General features: G+C 68.7%; 14 protein-coding genes. 5 read left to right on the forward strand and 9 right to left on the reverse strand.

Annotation, left to right across the window (positions count from 1 at the left end; all coding sequences use genetic code 11):
* Positions 1-73: 73 nt before the first annotated feature.
* A complete protein-coding gene (locus ACZ4UU_RS35560; RefSeq protein WP_471907518.1) occupies positions 74-1,591 on the reverse strand; it encodes a glutamate-cysteine ligase family protein in 1,518 nt (505 codons plus the stop codon).
* 558 nt (positions 1,592-2,149) lie between these two features.
* On the opposite strand from ACZ4UU_RS35560, the gene ACZ4UU_RS35565 reads away from it, so the two are divergent.
* Positions 2,150-2,752: a hypothetical protein gene (locus ACZ4UU_RS35565; protein WP_471907519.1), complete on the forward strand. Its 603-nt coding sequence runs from the start codon at positions 2,150-2,152 to the stop codon at positions 2,750-2,752.
* A 458-nt stretch (positions 2,753-3,210) separates the two neighbouring features.
* Positions 3,211-3,417, forward strand: coding sequence for a DUF5999 family protein (locus ACZ4UU_RS35570; RefSeq protein WP_030053671.1), 207 nt, complete (start codon positions 3,211-3,213; stop codon positions 3,415-3,417).
* A gap of 117 nt (positions 3,418-3,534) precedes the next feature.
* On the opposite strand, the gene ACZ4UU_RS35575 is transcribed toward ACZ4UU_RS35570, so the two are convergent.
* The 8 genes from ACZ4UU_RS35575 to kdpF form a co-directional block, all read right to left on the reverse strand.
* Positions 3,535-4,578, reverse strand: coding sequence for an endo-1,4-beta-xylanase (locus ACZ4UU_RS35575; RefSeq protein WP_471907520.1), 1,044 nt, complete (start codon positions 4,576-4,578; stop codon positions 3,535-3,537).
* Positions 4,579-4,633: 55 nt separating this feature from the next.
* Positions 4,634-5,398, reverse strand: a complete 765-nt coding sequence (locus tag ACZ4UU_RS35580; protein ID WP_471907547.1) for a carbohydrate ABC transporter permease — start codon at positions 5,396-5,398, stop codon at positions 4,634-4,636.
* 71 nt (positions 5,399-5,469) lie between these two features.
* Positions 5,470-6,474, reverse strand: a complete 1,005-nt coding sequence (locus tag ACZ4UU_RS35585; protein ID WP_471907521.1) for a carbohydrate ABC transporter permease — start codon at positions 6,472-6,474, stop codon at positions 5,470-5,472.
* Between the two features lie 6 nt (positions 6,475-6,480).
* On the reverse strand, positions 6,481-7,776 hold the full coding sequence (locus ACZ4UU_RS35590) for an extracellular solute-binding protein (RefSeq protein WP_471907522.1): 1,296 nt from the start codon (positions 7,774-7,776) through the stop codon (positions 6,481-6,483).
* Between the two features lie 477 nt (positions 7,777-8,253).
* Positions 8,254-8,886: a potassium-transporting ATPase subunit C gene (locus ACZ4UU_RS35595; RefSeq protein ID WP_471907523.1), complete on the reverse strand. Its 633-nt coding sequence runs from the start codon at positions 8,884-8,886 to the stop codon at positions 8,254-8,256.
* 28 nt (positions 8,887-8,914) lie between these two features.
* Positions 8,915-11,044, reverse strand: coding sequence for a potassium-transporting ATPase subunit KdpB (kdpB, locus tag ACZ4UU_RS35600; protein WP_471907524.1), 2,130 nt, complete (start codon positions 11,042-11,044; stop codon positions 8,915-8,917).
* On the reverse strand, positions 11,044-12,705 hold the full coding sequence (gene kdpA, locus ACZ4UU_RS35605) for a potassium-transporting ATPase subunit KdpA (protein ID WP_471907525.1): 1,662 nt from the start codon (positions 12,703-12,705) through the stop codon (positions 11,044-11,046). The genes kdpB and kdpA overlap by 1 nt, the downstream gene beginning before the upstream one ends.
* An 8-nt stretch (positions 12,706-12,713) precedes the next feature.
* Complete coding sequence (gene kdpF, locus ACZ4UU_RS35610) at positions 12,714-12,803, reverse strand: K(+)-transporting ATPase subunit F (RefSeq protein WP_009326374.1); 90 nt, start codon at positions 12,801-12,803, stop codon at positions 12,714-12,716.
* Positions 12,804-13,576: 773 nt separating this feature from the next.
* On the opposite strand from kdpF, the gene ACZ4UU_RS35615 reads away from it, so the two are divergent.
* The 3 genes from ACZ4UU_RS35615 to ACZ4UU_RS35625 all read left to right on the forward strand — a co-directional run bounded on the left by ACZ4UU_RS35615 (position 13,577) and on the right by ACZ4UU_RS35625 (position 17,000).
* Positions 13,577-15,538, forward strand: coding sequence for an APC family permease (locus ACZ4UU_RS35615; protein ID WP_471907526.1), 1,962 nt, complete (start codon positions 13,577-13,579; stop codon positions 15,536-15,538).
* A gap of 102 nt (positions 15,539-15,640) precedes the next feature.
* Complete coding sequence (locus tag ACZ4UU_RS35620; RefSeq protein WP_471907527.1) at positions 15,641-16,162, forward strand: hypothetical protein; 522 nt, start codon at positions 15,641-15,643, stop codon at positions 16,160-16,162.
* A gap of 418 nt (positions 16,163-16,580) precedes the next feature.
* Positions 16,581-17,000: a TOBE domain-containing protein gene (locus tag ACZ4UU_RS35625; RefSeq protein ID WP_471907528.1), complete on the forward strand. Its 420-nt coding sequence runs from the start codon at positions 16,581-16,583 to the stop codon at positions 16,998-17,000.
* The last annotated feature ends 35 nt before the right edge of the window (positions 17,001-17,035 follow it).

The raw sequence follows: 17,035 nt of genomic DNA on the forward strand, positions 1-17,035 counted from the left end.
GCGACGTCGACCCCCTCGACGCGACGGTGCGCAGGACGCGAGGCACCCCCTGCGCACCGCTCCGCGCCGGTCGTCACCCCAGCGGCACCGGCTCCAGCAGACCGACCGGCCAGGTGTGGACCGGATCGCCGCGGTGCATGAGCTCGCGGTAGCGGCGGGTCGTCGCCGCCAAGGCCGCGTCCCTGCTCAGGCCCGTCTCCAGGGCCTGGTGGAAGGTGGCCGCCTGCCACGACGCGCCGTTCGTCCGCCTGCGGCACCGCTCCTCGATGACGCCCAGGTAGAAGTCGCGGTCGGCGCGCTCGACGCCCCACGCGTCGAGGCCGACCTCGGCCAGCGGCAGCAGCTCGTCACGTACGAGGCTCACCGCGTCGACCTCGGTCGTCCCGCCGTACCGTCCGCGCCGGGGCCAGCGCAGCCGCGCGTCGATGCCGTGCTTGCACGCCGCGTCGAAGTTGACGGCGGCCGCCTCGAAGGGGAGCCGGGTCCACGCGGGCCGTGACTCCTCGGCGAGGGCGCGGACGACGCCGTAGTAGAAGGCCGTGTTGGCGATGACGTCCGTGACGGTCGGGCCTGCGGGCAGGACGCGGTTCTCGACGCGCAGGTGCGGGACGCCGTCGGCGACGCCGTAGACGGGCCGGTTCCAGCGGTAGACGGTGCCGTTGTGCAGGACGAGCTCGGCGAGCGTCGGGGTGCCTCCGGCGTCGATGACCTCAAGGGGATCCTCGTCGTCGCAGATCGGCAGCAGGGCCGGGAAGAACCGCAGGTTCTCCTCGAAGAGGTCGTACGCCGAGGTGATCCACCGCTCCCCGAACCAGGTGCGCGGCCGTACGCCCTGGGCCTGGAGCTCGGGCGGGCGGGTGTCGGTGGACTGCTGGAACAGCGGTGGGCGCGACTCCCGCCACAGCTCGCGTCCGAACAGGAACGGCGAGTTGGCGCCCACGGCGACCTGCGCGGCGGCGACCGCCTGGGCGGCGTTCCAGACGTCCGCGAAGCGGCCCGGGGTGACCTGGAGGTGCAGCTGTACGGAGGTGCAGGCGGCCTCGGGTGCGATGGAGCCGGAGGTGCAGGTCAGGTGCTCCACGCCGTCGATGTCGAGCGTGAAGTCCTCGCCGCGGGCGGCCACGATCTGGTCGTTGAGGAGGGTGTAGCGGTCGACGGCGGAGAGGTTCGAGGAGACCAGGTCGTCCCGGTCGAGGGTCGGCAGAATGCCGATCATCACGATTCCCGCGTCGAGCTCACCGGCTTTTCGGTCGGCATATGCCAGTGACGTACGGAGTTCCTCCGCGAGCTGGTCGAATACCCGGCCCTCGAGCCGGTGTGGAGCTATGTTGACTTCCAGATTGAACATGGCGAGTTCTGTTTGGAAATCGCGGCTCGCGATCCGCTCCAGCACCTGCATGTTCAGCATTTTCGGCATGCCGTCGGCGCCGGTGAGGTTCAATTCGATCTCCAGCCCCATCAGGTTCTTGGGGCGGTCGAACCGCTTCTCCTCCAGCAACCGCTCCAGGCCCGTCAGACACCGCCGCAGCTTCTCGCGGTAGTGCTGGCGATCGGACAGATCGAACCGACCTGCCACGACCTTCTCCCCCATCGAAGCTTCCCTCCTCGGATGGGCGGGCCGAGTTACGGCCGCCGGTCTCCCGGGTCAGGTGGGATGATGCCCAGCCGAAGCGATCGATAACGTCCCGCTTCTGCCCGGTGCCCGCTACTCTGGCGGACGTGACCGGCGGCACATTCACCAGGCATGCGGCACTCCGCAGTTGCGGACTCCTCATGAACTCGTGAAAAACGCCGACGAGAATTGGCCGTCCGCGCCCGGGGTATTTTTCGAGGTCATCGCCGTATGATCGGTCGGCAATCAGGATGATTCCCGCATATCACCGGCCGAATGAACCCTTGCCGGGTGCACCGATATCGGCTAGATGAAACATCGTCTGAACACTCGTCGTATAAACTCCGCAATCAAGGCAGAGGGTTGGCGCCCACGGTCCCAGGAGTCCTGCCGTCACGTCACGTACGGCAGACCCCACTCACCCCCCTCGCGCTTCCCGACCCGGCCCCCGCCTCTCTGACCTTGGTGAGCAGACAGCGCCGTCCGCCCCCGCCACGCCCTCGCGCCACCGGCTCTCCGAATGAGAGGCGACCCACCATGCCGCTGCATGTTCCCCCGGCCCCCGCGCCCGCACTTCGCTCCGTCCTCACCGCCCTCGGCTCGCCCACCGCGGTAAGTGAGGCCCGAACGCCCTCCCTGCGCGCCGCCCAGGGGCCCGCCACACCCGAACTACCGCTGCCCTTGCACGTCCTGGACGAGATCACCCCGGCCGGTGTGACCGCGACCCGGCTGGCCGGCTGGCGCTTTCTGATCCGCTGCGGGGAACGCGCGGTGGCCGCGGCCGAGACCCGGCTGACCCCGGACGGCTGGGCCTTCTCGCACTTCTTCGAGGGGCCCTACGTCGCGTCCACCGAACGGGCGCTCCAGCAGGCCGAGACGATCGCACAGCCCTACCAGCCGCGCCTGCTGTCGTTCCCCGGCCTCTACATGCTCACCCTGTGGCTGCACGGCGACTGCACCGCGGACGGCGCCACCGGCCACCCCGCCGCCACGGACATCCTCGTGCCGCTGGCCCCGGCACCGCCCGGCATCGCGGCCCACCTGCCGCTCCGGGTCGCCGAACTCCTCCCGGTGCTGACCCACCGGGCGACGCCGGCCCCCCTGCCGCCGCTGCCTCCGCTGCTGGGCTCCCCCGCCTGACAGCGCACGGCGCGAGCGTCTCCGTACCCCGTCACCCCATTCCGGGCGGCGGGGTACGCCTCTGCTCGCCCCGGGATTAGGCTCGTATCGGACAACACGAAATCGAGCCACACAAACACTCAAGGGTTTCGCTCGCGCGAGCGACAATACGCTCGAACGAGCTTCTCACAGCCTCCGTGCCACCCGGACTAGCCCTATCCGACCACTGCGAACCATCCGAAGTGACAGTGGAGTTGGGATGAACCGTCCGCGCCGGCGATGCGTCATCAACCTGTAAGAAAGCGGTGCTGCGAAATCCCTGCGGATTGACGCCCGTGGGGCAACACTGGGTTCCGACCGACTAATCACAACGGGGGGCGGCCATGAACGAAGCTTCACGCCGCGAAACAGACACGACGACCGTCACTACGGACACGACAGTCACCTCACACATCACAACACAGCGAAAGATCCCTTCCATGTGCCAGCACCAGCCACCGTGCCCCTCAGCCGACTCCGCCGACCGGGAATCCGCCCGTCTCGTGGCGCACCACCCGGAGCAGGGATGGAGCCTGCTGTGCAACGGTGTTCTGCTCTTCGAGGACACCGGTGAGCTCCTGCCGGACGGCCAGATCATCGCCCCGCACCGTCCGCTGGGCACCGGCAAGGTGATGACCGCCGCATAGCACCACCACCGGGCGGAGTGACGAACGCCCGGCGTACTCCCAGGGGCCGGTCGCAGACCCTGACTGCGAGCCGGCCCCCACGTGTGTCGGGAGACGGTCACTCACCGTAGCCGGAAGCTACTTCAGTGCTTCCCGCAGCGCGAAGTACGCCGGCTTCGGGCGCAGCTGTTCGTCCCACGGCAGCGCCGCGCCCTCGCCCGGGAAGAACGCCGGGATCCAGCTGTACTTGTCCGTGTAGTCCCAGACGGTGATTCCCACGCACCGGCGCACCGCCAGACAGGCCTCGGTCATGTCCCGGTACCAGTCGGCCTGCCGGGCCAGCTTCTCCTCGGTCGCGGGCAGCTGCATCCGTACGTCCACCTCGGTGAGCGCCGTGTCGAGGCCGAGCCGGGAGAAGCGGCGGAGGTTGTCCTCCAGGGTGGTCGGATAGCCGTACTGCAGTGCCAGATGGGTCTGGAGGCCGAACCCGTGCAGCGGGACCCCCTGGGCCCTCAGTTCCTTGGCCAGCTTGTAGTAGGCGTCGCTCTTGGGGCCGATCGCCTCGACGTTGTAGTCGTTCAGGTACAGCCTGGCCTTCGGGTCGGCCTGGTGGGCCCAGCGCAGGGCGTCGGCGATGTAGCCGGGGCCGAGCGTCTTGTAGAAGACCGTCTCACGGTACGTGCCGTCCTCGTTGAAGGCCTCGTTGACGACGTCCCAGGCGTAGATCTTGCCCCGGTAGTGCCGCACCTCGGTCTGGATGTGCTTCTTCAGTACGGCCCGCAGTTCGGGCGCCGTCCACTCGCGGCCGGTGAGCCAGCCGGGCAGCTGGCTGTGCCAGACGAGGGTGTGGCCACGCACCTTCTGGCGGTGGGCGCGGGCGAGGTCCACGATCTCGTCGCCCTTGGTGAAGTCGAACACGCCCTGCTCGGGCTCGGTGGCGTACCACTTCATGCCGTTGCCCGGTGTGATCTGGTCGAACTCGCTGCCGAGGAGCGCCTTGTACGGCTCGTCGACGAGTTCGGGGTTGTCGGTCGCGCTGCCGAAGTAGCGGCCGTGGCGCTGGGCGAGGTCGGCGAGGGTGGGCGGCTCGTGCCGTGCCTGGGCGGGCGGGCCCGCGCCGATCCCGGCGGCGACCAGGAGCGCGGCGAGGGCGCCGACGAGTCTGAGACGGTTCTTGCGCATGGTGCGACTCCTCACGTTGCGGATGTGTGGGCAGCCGTACGTCCGCCTGCGCGCGTCACCCCTTGGTGGCGCCGGCGGTGAGGCCGCCGACGAGCTGGCGCTCGGCGACCGAGTAGAAGGCGAGGGCGGGGACCATGGCCAGTACCAGGTAGGCGAAGACGCGGGCGTAGTCCGCGGAGTACTGGCCCTGGAACTGCTGGACGCCGATCGGGATGGTCCACCAGGTGGAGTCGGTGAACACCAGCAGCGGCAGGAAGAAGTTGTTCCAGCTGGTGACGACGGCGAGGACCGAGACGGTGCCCAGCGCGGGCCGCGCCATCGGCAGCAGCACGCGCCAGAAGAACCCGAAGGAGCTGCACCCGTCGAGCGTGGCCGCCTCCTCCAACTCGCCCGGGATCTCCCGGAAGAAGCCGCGCAGGATGATGATGGTCATCGGCAGTCCGAAGGCGGCCTGCGGAAGGATCACGCCGAGCGGATTGTCCAGCAGACCCATGGAGCGCAGCAGCAGGAACAGGGGCAGGGCCGCCACCGCGAACGGGAACATCAGGCCCATCGTGAAGAGGGTGAACAGCCCTTCCCGACCGCGGAAGGCGAACCGCGCGAAGGAGAACGCCGAGAGCGCGGACACGGCCACGACCAGGACGGTCGTACCGATCGCGATCAGCGTGCTGTTGCCGACCAGCCGCCAGAAGTCCCCCGAGCCCAGGATGTCCGTGTAGTTGCCGGTCACCCAGGACTCGGGCAGGCCGACCGGGTTGCGGGAGAGCTCGTCGGTGGACTTGAAGCCGGACAGCACGGCGTAGAGCAGCGGCACGACCATCACCGCGCCGACGAACACGAGGATCACGTGCAGCGGCAGGTTCTTCCTGTACCGCCTGTCCGGCCTTGCCGTCACTTGCCGCCTCCCCGCATCGTCGTGGTGGCTCCCTGGAGGTCGCGGCGGAGCACGAACCGCTGGTAGGCGAGGGCGAAGACGAGGCTGATGCCGAACATGGCCACGCTGATCGCGCTGGCGTAGCCGACCTGGTAGCGCTTGAAGCCGTACTGGAACAGGGTCACGGCCATCGTCTCGGAGTGGTGGTCGGGGCCGCCCGCGGTGGTCACCCAGACCAGGTCGAAGAGCTGGATCGACCCGATGACGGACAGGAACACGCTGATCCGCAGGGTGGGTGCGAGGAGTGGCAGGGTGACGTTGCGGAAGCGCTGCCAGGCGCTCGCGCCGTCGATGAGCGCGGCCTCGGTCAACTCCCGGGGGATGGACTGGAGTCCGGCCAGGTAGAGCATCATGTGGAAGCCGAAGTACTTCCACGTCATGACCAGGAACAGGGTGGCCATCACGGTGGACGGGTCGGCGAACCACTCGCCGCCGAGCCCGTCGAGGCCGACGCCGCCGAGGATCTGGTCGGCGAGGCCGTCGTCGGGGGCGAAGATCATCCCGAACAGGACGCCGGTGATCGCCTCGGACAGGACGTACGGGCCGAAGAACAGCATCCGGTAGACGGCCCGGCCGCGCAGCCTCTGGTTGAGGAGTACGGCCATGGCGAGCGCGAACGGCAGCTGGATCGCGAGGGACAGGACGACCAGGACCAGGCAGCGCCACAGGTCGCCGAGGAAGACGGGGTCGTCGAGGAGACGGGTGAAGTTTTCGGCGCCGATGTAGTCGGACGGCATGCCGAAGCCGCCCCAGCGGAAGAAGGCCGCGTACAGGGCGAACAGCATCGGCAGCAGGACCAGGACGAGGAAGAGCACCAGCGCGGGCACCTGGAAGCCGACCGCGGTGAGCCAGTGCAGCAGCCGGCGCCGGACCCGCCCCCGGGCCGCTCCGGCCGCCGGGGGCGGGAGGACGACGCCGGGGCCGGGCTGCTTGTCGGCGGACGGCAGGAACGTGGAGGTCATCGCCGGCTACTGCTCTTCCTTCGCGGTCTTCGTGATCGACTCGGCGACCTGCTGCGGGGACTTGGACCCCGCGATGAGCCCGGCGACGCTGTCGTTGACCTCCTGGCCGACGGCGGGCGCGTAGGCCTGGTCGAGATAGAGCTGGAAGCCGGTGGCGGCCTTCAACTGGGCCTGTACGGCCTTGATGTTGGGGTCGGTGAGGGCGCTCTCGGCCGCCGGGACCACCGGGATGACTCCGGTCTTCTTGACCAGTTCCACGTCCGTGGCCTCGGAGGCGAAGAACTTCAGGAAGTCGACGGCCTCCTGCGGGGCCCCGCTGCGCAGGGCGTGCCCGCCACCACCGCCGAACACCTCGGTGATCGTGCCCTCGCCGCCCTCGACCGCCGGGAACGGGAAGAAGCCGAGGTCGTCGCCGAGGCCCTTGCCGCTGTCCGCCTGGACGACCGGGGCCCACTGGCCCATGAGTTCCATCGCCGCCTTGCCGTTGCCGACGGTCGCGGCCTGCCCGGTGGGGCTGGAGTAGGCGGCGCCGAGGAAGCCCTTCTGGAACGGCTGGAGGTCGACGAGCTCCTGGAGGTGCTGTCCGGCCTGGACGAAGGCGTCGCCGGTGAAGTCCTTGTCGTCGTACGCCTTCTGGAGGGCGGAGGCGCCCGCGGTGCGCATCGAGAGGTAGGCCCAGTAGTACATGCCGGGCCACTTCTCCTTGCCTGCCAGGGCGAGCGGGGTGACGCCCTTCGCCTTCAACTTCCGTACGGCGTCGAGGAATCCGCTCCAAGTGGCCGGCGGCTCGGCTATGCCCGCGTCCTTGAAGAGCGCCTTGTTGTACCAGAATCCGATCATGCCGATGTCGAACGGGATGCCGTACACCTTGTCGTCGAGGAGGTACGGCTCCTTGGCGACCGGCAGCAGGCCCTCGGCGAAGTCCTTGGTGCGGTCGGTGAGGTCCTCGACGAGACCGGCGTCGACCTGCTGCTGGAGGACGCCGCCGCCCCAGGTGTGGAAGATGTCGGGGAGCTTCCCGGAGGCGGTCAGCGCCGTCATCTTCGATTTGTAGGCGTCGTTCTCCATCTGGACGATCTTCACCTTGACCTTGGGGTTCTGGGCCTCGAATTTCTTGGCCAGTGCCGCCCAGACGCCCTTCGTCGGCTCGGTCGTGGAGATGTTCCACCACTCGATCGTGGTCGTGCCGTCCGACGACCCTCCGTCCGAGTCGCCACCGCAACCGCTCAGTGCCGTCATGCCCACACCGGCTGCGGCGGAGACCGCCAGGAAGCCTCTGCGGGACAGTCCCGGGTCGCCCATGATGCGCTCCTCGAAAGTTTCGGTCCTGATCCAGAAAGCTGCGCTGCTGCCGCACCCTAGAGACAGCCCTCAAAGGGTGGCAACCCCTTGGACAAGGTGAATCTGTCGCTGATCGTCAAGACAGAGTCGGCCGCTGAGGAGTGAACGAAACATTCGGTCCAGCTGGCGAACCTTACGACCATCTCTACAGCCGCACATCGCGGCCACGGATGTCTTCCAGGGACTCACGGAGGATCAGCAGCCAGGCCCGGCCGTGGTCCCGGCGACCACCGACGGGGGGCGAGGGATGCGGTCAGGGCGCGCAGGGCCGGCTCGGCGAGCCGGATCCAGGGCTGGACGGGGCCGTGGGGCGCGGTGGGTCGCCGCACCGAAGTAGATCCGGAGCTGGCCGCGTGCCGTCTTCACCCTTCCGCGACCAGCACGCGGTCATCAATAAGTCGCCCTCGGTCAATTCCCCTCCGGTCAGTCCCCCTCCGGTCAGTCCCCCTCGGTCAGTTCCCTGAGCGCGACGTTGAGTTCGAGGACGTTCACGCGCGGCTCCCCGATGAAGCCGAGGGTGCGTCCGTCGGTGTGCTTCTCGACCAGCGTCCGCACCTGGGCGACGGTGAGGCCGTTCCGCTCGGCGACCCGGTGGACCTGGAGGTCCGCGTACCGGGGCGAGATGTCGGGGTCGAGTCCGGAGCCGGAGGACGTGACCGCGTCGGCGGGCACTTCGGCCGGCGTGACCTTGTAGTCGGCGGTGGAGTTGTCCTCGACGACCTTGGCCTTCGCCTCCTTCACCCACTTGATCAGCTCGGGGTTGTCACCGGAGCGGTTCGTGGCGCCGGAAAGGATCAGCCGGTACTGGGTGTTGACCGAGTTCACACCCAGTCCCTTGGCCGGGCGGGGCTGGAAGTAGTCCAGGCTGTAGCCCTGTTGACCGATGAGCGAGGAGCCGACGACCTTGCCCTCCACCTTGATCTCCGAGCCGTTCGCCTGGCTGTCGAAGAGGGCTTGGGCCACGCCTGTGACGGCCAGCGGATAGAGCACGCCTGTGAGCACGGTCAACGCCAGTAGCGCCCGCAGGCCCGCGGCCAGCAACCGGCCGGTGTTCACAACGGAGTTGTTCATGATGGTGGTTCACCACGCTTCTGAGGAGTCACAGGCCGGGGAGCAGAGAGATGAGCAGGTCGATGAGCTTGATGCCGACGAAGGGCGCGACCAGGCCGCCCAGCCCGTAGACGGTGAGGTTCCGGCGCAGCAGGCGGTCCGCGCTGACCGGCCGGTACCGCACGCCCTTCAGTGACAGCGGCACCAGCGCGACGATGATCAGCGCGTTGAAGACGACCGCCGACAGGATCGCCGAGTCCGGCGAGGACAGGCCCATGATGTTGAGCTTGTCGAGCCCCGGGTGGACGGCCGCGAACAGTGCCGGGATGATCGCGAAGTACTTGGCGACGTCGTTGGCGATGGAGAACGTCGTCAGCGCACCGCGCGTGATCAGCAGCTGCTTGCCGATCTCCACGATCTCGATGAGCTTGGTCGGGTCGGAGTCGAGGTCGACCATGTTGCCGGCCTCCTTGGCGGCCGACGTGCCGGTGTTCATCGCCACGCCGACGTCGGCCTGCGCGAGGGCGGGCGCGTCGTTCGTGCCGTCCCCGGTCATCGCGACCAGCTTGCCGCCGGCCTGCTCCCGCTTGATCAGCGCCATCTTGTCCTCGGGGGTCGCCTCCGCGAGGAAGTCGTCGACACCCGCCTCCTCGGCGATGGCCTTGGCGGTCAGCGGGTTGTCGCCCGTGATCATGACGGTCCTGATGCCCATGCGGCGCAGTTCCTCGAACCGCTCCCGCATGCCCTCCTTGACGACGTCCTTGAGGTGGATGACGCCCAACACCCGTGCTCCGTCGGCGTCCTCGACCGCGACCAGCAGCGGGGTGCCCCCGGCCTCGGCGATGCGGCCGGCGAGCCGGTCCGCGTCCTCGGCGACCGTGCCGCCCTGCTCGCGCACCCAGGCGACGACCGAGCCGGCGGCGCCCTTGCGGATCTTGCGCCCGTCGACGTCCACACCGGACATCCGGGTCTGCGCGGTGAAGGCGATCCACTCGGCACCGGTCAACTCGCCCTGATGGCGCTCGCGCAGACCGTACTCGTCCTTCGCCAGTACGACGACGGAACGGCCCTCGGGCGTCTCGTCCGCCAGCGACGACAGCTGCGCGGCGTCGGCGACCTCGGCGGCCGTCGTCCCGCTCACCGGCACGAACTCGGCCGCCCGGCGGTTGCCGAGCGTGATGGTGCCGGTCTTGTCGAGCAGCAGCGTGGAGACGTCACCGGCGGCCTCGACGGCCCGGCCCGACATGGCGAGGACGTTGCGCTGCACCAGCCGGTCCATGCCCGCGATGCCGATGGCGGAGAGCAGCGCGCCGATGGTCGTGGGAATCAGGCAGACCAGCAGGGCGACCAGCACGACCATCGTCAGCTTCGTGCCCGCGTGGTCCGCGAGCGGCGGCAGCGTGGCGCAGGCGAGCAGGAAGACGATCGTCAGGGACGCGAGCAGGATGTTCAGCGCGACCTCGTTGGGCGTCTTCTGCCGGGCCGCGCCCTCGACGAGGTTGATCATCCGGTCGATGAAGGTCTCGCCCGGCTTCGTCGTGATCTTGATGACGATCCGGTCGGAGAGGACCTTCGTGCCGCCGGTGACGGCCGAACGGTCGCCGCCGGACTCCCGGATGACGGGCGCCGACTCACCGGTGATCGCCGACTCGTCGACGGACGCGACCCCCTCGACGACATCGCCGTCGCCGGGGATGACGTCGCCCGCCTCACAGACGACCAGGTCACCGATCCGCAACTCGGTGCCGGGCACGCGCTCTTCGACCGCCCCGTCGAGCCGCCTGGCGACGGTGTCGGTCTTGGCCTTGCGCAGGGTGTCGGCCTGGGCCTTGCCGCGGCCCTCGGCGACGGCCTCCGCCAGGTTGGCGAAGAGCACCGTCAGCCACAGCCAGACACTGATCGTCCAGCCGAACCAATCGCCCGGGTCGGTGAAGGAGAAGACCGTGGTCAGTACGGACCCGATCCACACCACGAACATCACGGGCGACTTGACCATCACCCGCGGATCGAGCTTGCGGAAGGCGTCCGGCAGCGACCTGACCAGCTGCTTCGGCTCGAAGAGGCCCGCGCCGACACGGCCTTCGGAGGACTTGTGCCCGGTGGGTACGTCGCTGTGCGGCGCCCGGGTGGGAGTGACTGTGGACATGGAGTCCTCGTGGTTCGTTACGTCGGTGCTCATCACGCCAGCCCTTCGGCCAGCGGACCCAGCGCCAGGGCGGGGAAGTACGTCAGACCGGTGACGACGATGATCGTGCCGACCAGCAGACCCGAGTACAGGGGCTTGTCGGTGCGCAGCGTGCCCGCGGTGGCCGGAACCGGCCTCTGCTCGGCGAGCGAGCCGGCCAGCGCCAGCACGAACACCATCGGCAGGAAGCGGCCGAACAGCATGCACAGGCCGAGCGTGCTGTTGAACCACTGCGTGTCCGCGTTCAGTCCGGCGAAGGCCGAGCCGTTGTTGTTGGAGGCGGACGAATAGGCGTAGAGGATCTCGGAGAATCCGTGCGCCCCGCTGTTGGTCATGGAGTTCGCCGGGGTCGGCAGGGCCATCGCGAGCGCGGTGAACACGAGCACCAGCGCCGGGGTGATCAGGATGTAGCAGGCCGCGAGCTTGATCTCGCGGGAGCCGATCTTCTTGCCCAGGTACTCGGGTGTACGGCCGACCATCAGGCCGGCGATGAACACCGCGATGACCGCCATGATCAGCATGCCGTAGAGGCCGGAGCCGGTACCGCCGGGCGCGATCTCGCCCAGCATCATCCCGAGCATGGCGACGCCGCCGCCAAGCCCCGTGAACGACGAATGGGAGGCGTCCACCGCGCCGGTGGAGGTGAGCGTGGTCGAGGTCGCGAAGATCGAGGAGGCACCGACGCCGAAGCGCACCTCCTTGCCCTCGTACGCCCCGCCCGCGAGGTCGAACGCCGGGCCGTGGTGGGCGAACTCGGTCCACATCATCAGGGAGGTGAAGCCGACCCAGATGGTGCCCATCGTGGCGAGGATCGCGTAACCCTGCCTGACCGATCCGACCATGAGGCCGAAGGTGCGGGTCAGGGCGAACGGGATCACGAGGATCAGGAAGATCTCGAAGAGGTTCGAGAACGGGGTGGGGTTCTCGAATGGGTGGGCGCTGTTGGCGTTGAAGTAGCCGCCCCCGTTGGTGCCGAGCTCCTTGATGGCCTCCTGCGAGGCGACCGCGCCGCCGTTCCACTGCTGGGAGCCACCCATGAACTGCCCGACCTCGTGGATGCCGGAGAAGTTCTGGAGCGCACCGCACGCCACCAGCACGACCGCGGCGATCACGGCCAACGGGACCAGGACGCGTACGACGCCGCGTACCAAGTCGGCCCAGAAGTTGCCGAGTTCACCGGTACGTGAGCGTGCGAACCCGCGCACGAGGGCCACCGCGACGGCGATGCCCACGGCCGCGGACACGAAGTTCTGCACGGCGAGACCGGCCGTCTGGACGACGTGGCCCATGGCCTGCTCGCCGTAGTACGACTGCCAATTCGTGTTGGTGACGAACGAGACGGCGGTGTTGAACGCCTGGTCCGGGTCGATGGACCGGAAACCGAGCGAACCGGGCAGGACGCCCTGGAGCCGCTGCAACAGATAGAGGAAGAGCACACCGGCGACGGAGAAGGCGAGCACGCCGCGCAGATACGCGGGCCAGCGCATCTCGGTGTCGGGGTCGGCTCCGATGCCCTTGTAGATCCACCTCTCGACGCGCCAGTGCCGGTCGGAGCAGTAGACCCTGGCCATGTGATGGCCCAGGGGTATGTAGGCCAGGGCCAGCGCGCCGATCAGGGCGAGCAGTTGGAGGACGCCCGCGGTTACGGAACCCATGGCTGCGCTCAGAACCTCTCCGGGAAGATCAGGGCGAGGACGAGATAGCCCAGCAGGGCGACGGCCACGACGAGGCCGACGACGTTCTCGGCGGTCACAGCTTGGTCACCCCCTTGGCGACGACAGCCACCATCGCGAAGCACGCGATCGTGACGACGACGAAGGCCAGATCGGCCATCGTGGACTCCTGGAGTGAGGTTCGGTCGTACAGGGACGTTCAGAGGAAACAGCTCGCCTGGCCGGATTCGGCCGCCGTTGACGGGTCCCTTACGGCGCTCTGCGCGGCTTTGACGCGACTCATACGCGGCCCCGAGAGCAGGTCGAGGCAGGGGCACTGTCAGGGCAGGCGGAACCAAGGCCGGCAAACCACCGCGTCTCCCGCCGCAGGGCCTGGACCACCAAGGCACCCCGCTGTTCTGGAGGAGCCGCTGCAGCCGTTGCCCCATTTCCCCTCGGCAACTGGCCGACCTTGATGCCACGTTGCCCCCGCCCCGCCCCCGGTCCGCGACCGGTCGGCCGTCTACCCGATCGGGACCCACCGCCCGAGCCCCCTCCCGCCCCGCCCCGCCCCGCCCCGGCTGGAAGCACACACCATGACGCTGCGTATCCACCCCCAGGCCGACCACCCATCACCCCATAGCAACCCGACCATGCCGCACCACCCCACCACCCCCACCACCTCCGTCCCCCGACCAGCACCGGACCGCGCATCTCATGGCGCGGCCACGGCCCGCATGCCGAGTCTTAACGGAAGCTTGACGCCCGCAGCGCACAGATCCGTGGGTCTGTACGTCACTCTCTGCTTACGCTGGTGCCGCCGTCCGCGTGATGGCCGGAACCCCGCGCCGACCCGCACATCAGGAGCACGTCGATGGCCACGACCGAACACCCGCCGCCCGGTCGCCTGCGCGCCTGGATGCTGGAGGGCCTGTCCGACATGGGCAAGGGCCACGGCCGCGAGCAACAGCAGGCCGAGACCGAGTCCGAGCCGGAGCACAAGGGCCAGCCGTGGTACCGCGTCATGTGCCTCACCGGCGTCGACTACTTCTCGACCCTCGGCTACCAGCCGGGCATCGCGGCCCTCGCGGCCGGCCTGCTGTCACCCGTCGCCACGATCGTGCTCGTGATCGTCACCCTGGCGGGAGCCCTGCCCGTGTACCGGCGCGTGGCCGAGGAGAGTCCCCACGGCCAGGGCTCGATCGCGATGCTGGAGCGGCTCCTGACCTTCTGGAAGGGCAAGCTCTTCGTCCTGACCCTGCTCGGTTTCGCCGCCACCGACTTCCTGATCACCATCACCCTGTCGGCGGCCGACGCCTCGACGCACCTGGTCGAGAACCCGCATCTGAACAGCGCCCTGCACGACAAGCAGATGCTGATCACCCTCATCCTCGTGGCGCTGCTCGGCGCGGTCTTCCTCAAGGGCTTCCTGGAGGCGATCGGCGTCGCCGTGGCCCTGGTCGGCGCCTACCTCGCGCTGAACGCCGTCGTGGTGGCCGTCGGCCTGTACCACGTCGTCACCGAGGGACATGTCGTCACCGACTGGTCCAACGCCCTCACGGCCGAGCACGGCAACATCTTCGTCATGATCGGCGTCGCCCTGATCGTCTTCCCCAAACTCGCGCTCGGCCTCTCCGGCTTCGAGACCGGCGTCGCGGTGATGCCGCACGTCAAGGGCGCCCCGGGGGAGACGGACGAGAACCCTGCGGGCCGGATCCGGGACACGAAGAAGCTGCTCACCACCGCCGCGCTGATCATGAGCTGCTTCCTGATCGCGACAAGCTTCATCACCACGCTGCTGATCCCCGCGAAGGAGTTCGAGTCGGGCGGGCAGGCCAACGGCCGCGCGCTCGCCTTCCTTGCCCACGAGTACCTCGGTGGCGCCTTCGGCACGGTCTACGACGCCTCGACGATCGCCATCCTGTGGTTCGCCGGCGCCTCCGCCATGGCCGGCCTGCTCAACCTGATGCCGCGCTATCTCCCCCGCTACGGCATGGCCCCGCACTGGGCGAGGGCGGTCCGCCCGATGGTCGTCGTCTTCACCCTCGTCGCCTTCCTGGTCACCTGGATCTTCGACGCCGACGTCGATGCGCAGGGCGGCGCCTACGCCACCGGCGTGCTGGTCCTCATCAGCTCCGCCGCCATCGCCGTGACCATCGCGGCCCGCGAGGCCGGTCAGCGGAACTGGTTCATCGGCTTCGCCGTCATCTCGGCGGTGTTCCTCTACACCACCGTCGTGAACGTCTTCGAGCGCCCCGACGGCGTGAAGATCGGCGCCTGCTTCATCGCCGGCATCATCCTGGTCTCACTCCTGTCCCGGCTGGCCCGTGCCTTCGAGCTCCGCGTGACGGACGTGACGCTCGATGACATGGCGGAACGTTTCGTCCGAGACATGGCCAGCCGCAAGATCCGCTTCATCGCCAATGAGCCCGACCAGCGGGACAAGGCCGAGTACCACGACAAGATCGAGCAGATCCGGGCCGACAACGACATCCCGGACCAGGAGGACTTCGTCTTCGTCGAGGTGACGGTCACCGACCCGTCCGAGTTCGAGGCCGGCCTGGCCGTACGCGGCGAGGTCCTGCACCACCGCTACCGCGTCCTGACCCTGGAGTCCTCCTCCATCCCCAACGCCCTGGCCGCCCTGCTCCTCCACGTCCGCGACAGCACCGACCGGATACCCCACATCTACTTCGAGTGGACCGAGGGCAACCCCTTCACCAACTTCCTGCGCTTCTTGCTCTTCGGCCAAGGCGAGGTCGCCCCGGTCACCCGAGAGGTACTGCGCGAGGCCGAGCCGGACCGGGAACGCCGGCCCCGCGTGCACACCGGCTGAAACAGCCCCGCCCATCAGGATCGCGTCAAGGTTGCGACCGTAAGGCGTCAGAGCAACGCGGGCTCGGGGTCGTCCGGGCGCCTTGCCCCTACCGTCTGCACTGTGCAGGGATACGGACCGCGTCCGACCCCGACCGTCGACCGCCACTGGCGTGGCGGTGCCCGGTTCGCCCTGGGCTGCGCTCTGCTCTTCCTCGGCATGACCCTCCTGGTCGACCTGGACGGGGAAACCCTCACCCCGGCCCGCGCCCTCCTCTGGCTGGCCCTGACCGCGCTGCTCTTCACGATCCTCTTCCCCCAGCGCGTCACCGCGGGCCCGGGCTGGCTGGAAGTACGCGGCCTCGTACGCCGCCGGACAGTGCGCACAGACGAGCTCGTCGCCGTGCGTCAACACGGCCGCGTCACCGCCCTCCTCACTCTCCGCGACACAGGCGGCTACCGCCTGGACCTGGACCCCCGCATCCTGATCGCCAACCCGTTCCTCTGGCACGAACTCGACACCGGAGTCCGCCGCTCCCGCGAACGCGGCACCCTCCTCGAAGGCACGGACGTACTGGAGCGACTGGCCCACCAGATCGACGACGCCACGACCCAGGCCGTACTCAGAGCCTCAGACTTCTCCTGATGCCGCCACGCCAGCCACTTCCAGCCCATCCGGCGCTCGAGAACGAGGGCTCAGGCTTCACCGGCCCAGCCACCTCCAGCTCGCCCCGCGCTTGAGAACGAGGCCTTAGGCTTCACCGGCCCAGCCACTGCAAGCCCGTCCGGCGTTTGAGGACGAGGCCCGGAGGGCCGATGGCGGGGGTCCAGGGGGCGGCAGCTCCCTGGCGGGGTCGAAGGGGCGGAGCCCCTGGGGATGGGACGGGTAGGGGCGGCGGGGGCGATAAAACCGCCCGTCGCGACCGACCAGCAGCCCTACACGCTCGGCCAGGCGACGCCCCTGCTCAACCCGAGCCCAACTACGGTAGGCCCACAACCCCCGAACCAATACAAACCAGACACCCGAACGCTCCAATTCCCCCCACCGTCAACGAGGCACCCCCATGAGCCTGAGCATCCGCAACCAACTCCCCGGCACCATCACGGCCATCACCCGAGGCGAAGCCATGGCCACCCTCAAGATCCACCTCTCCGGCGGCCAGCCCCTCACCGCAGCAATCACCTTGGACGCCCTCAAGGACCTGGCCCTCACCGAAGAAACCCCCGTAACCGCTCTGGTCAAAGCCACGGACATCTCCCTCGCCACCACCCCGATCAAGGGCCTGTCCATCCGCAACCAACTCCCCGGCACGATCACCGGCATCGCCACAGGCCCCGCAATGACATCAGTCAAGATCGCCGTGGACGGCGCAGCCCTGACGGCGGCCATCACCACCGACGCCACCACCGACCTCGCCCTGACCCCCGGAATGCCCGTCACCGCACTGATCAAGGCGACAGAGGTAGCACTGACAACAACGTGAACCACACAAGGGCCCCGCCCCGGCCAACCACGACC

The organism is Streptomyces sp. NPDC028907 (assembly GCF_055564995.1).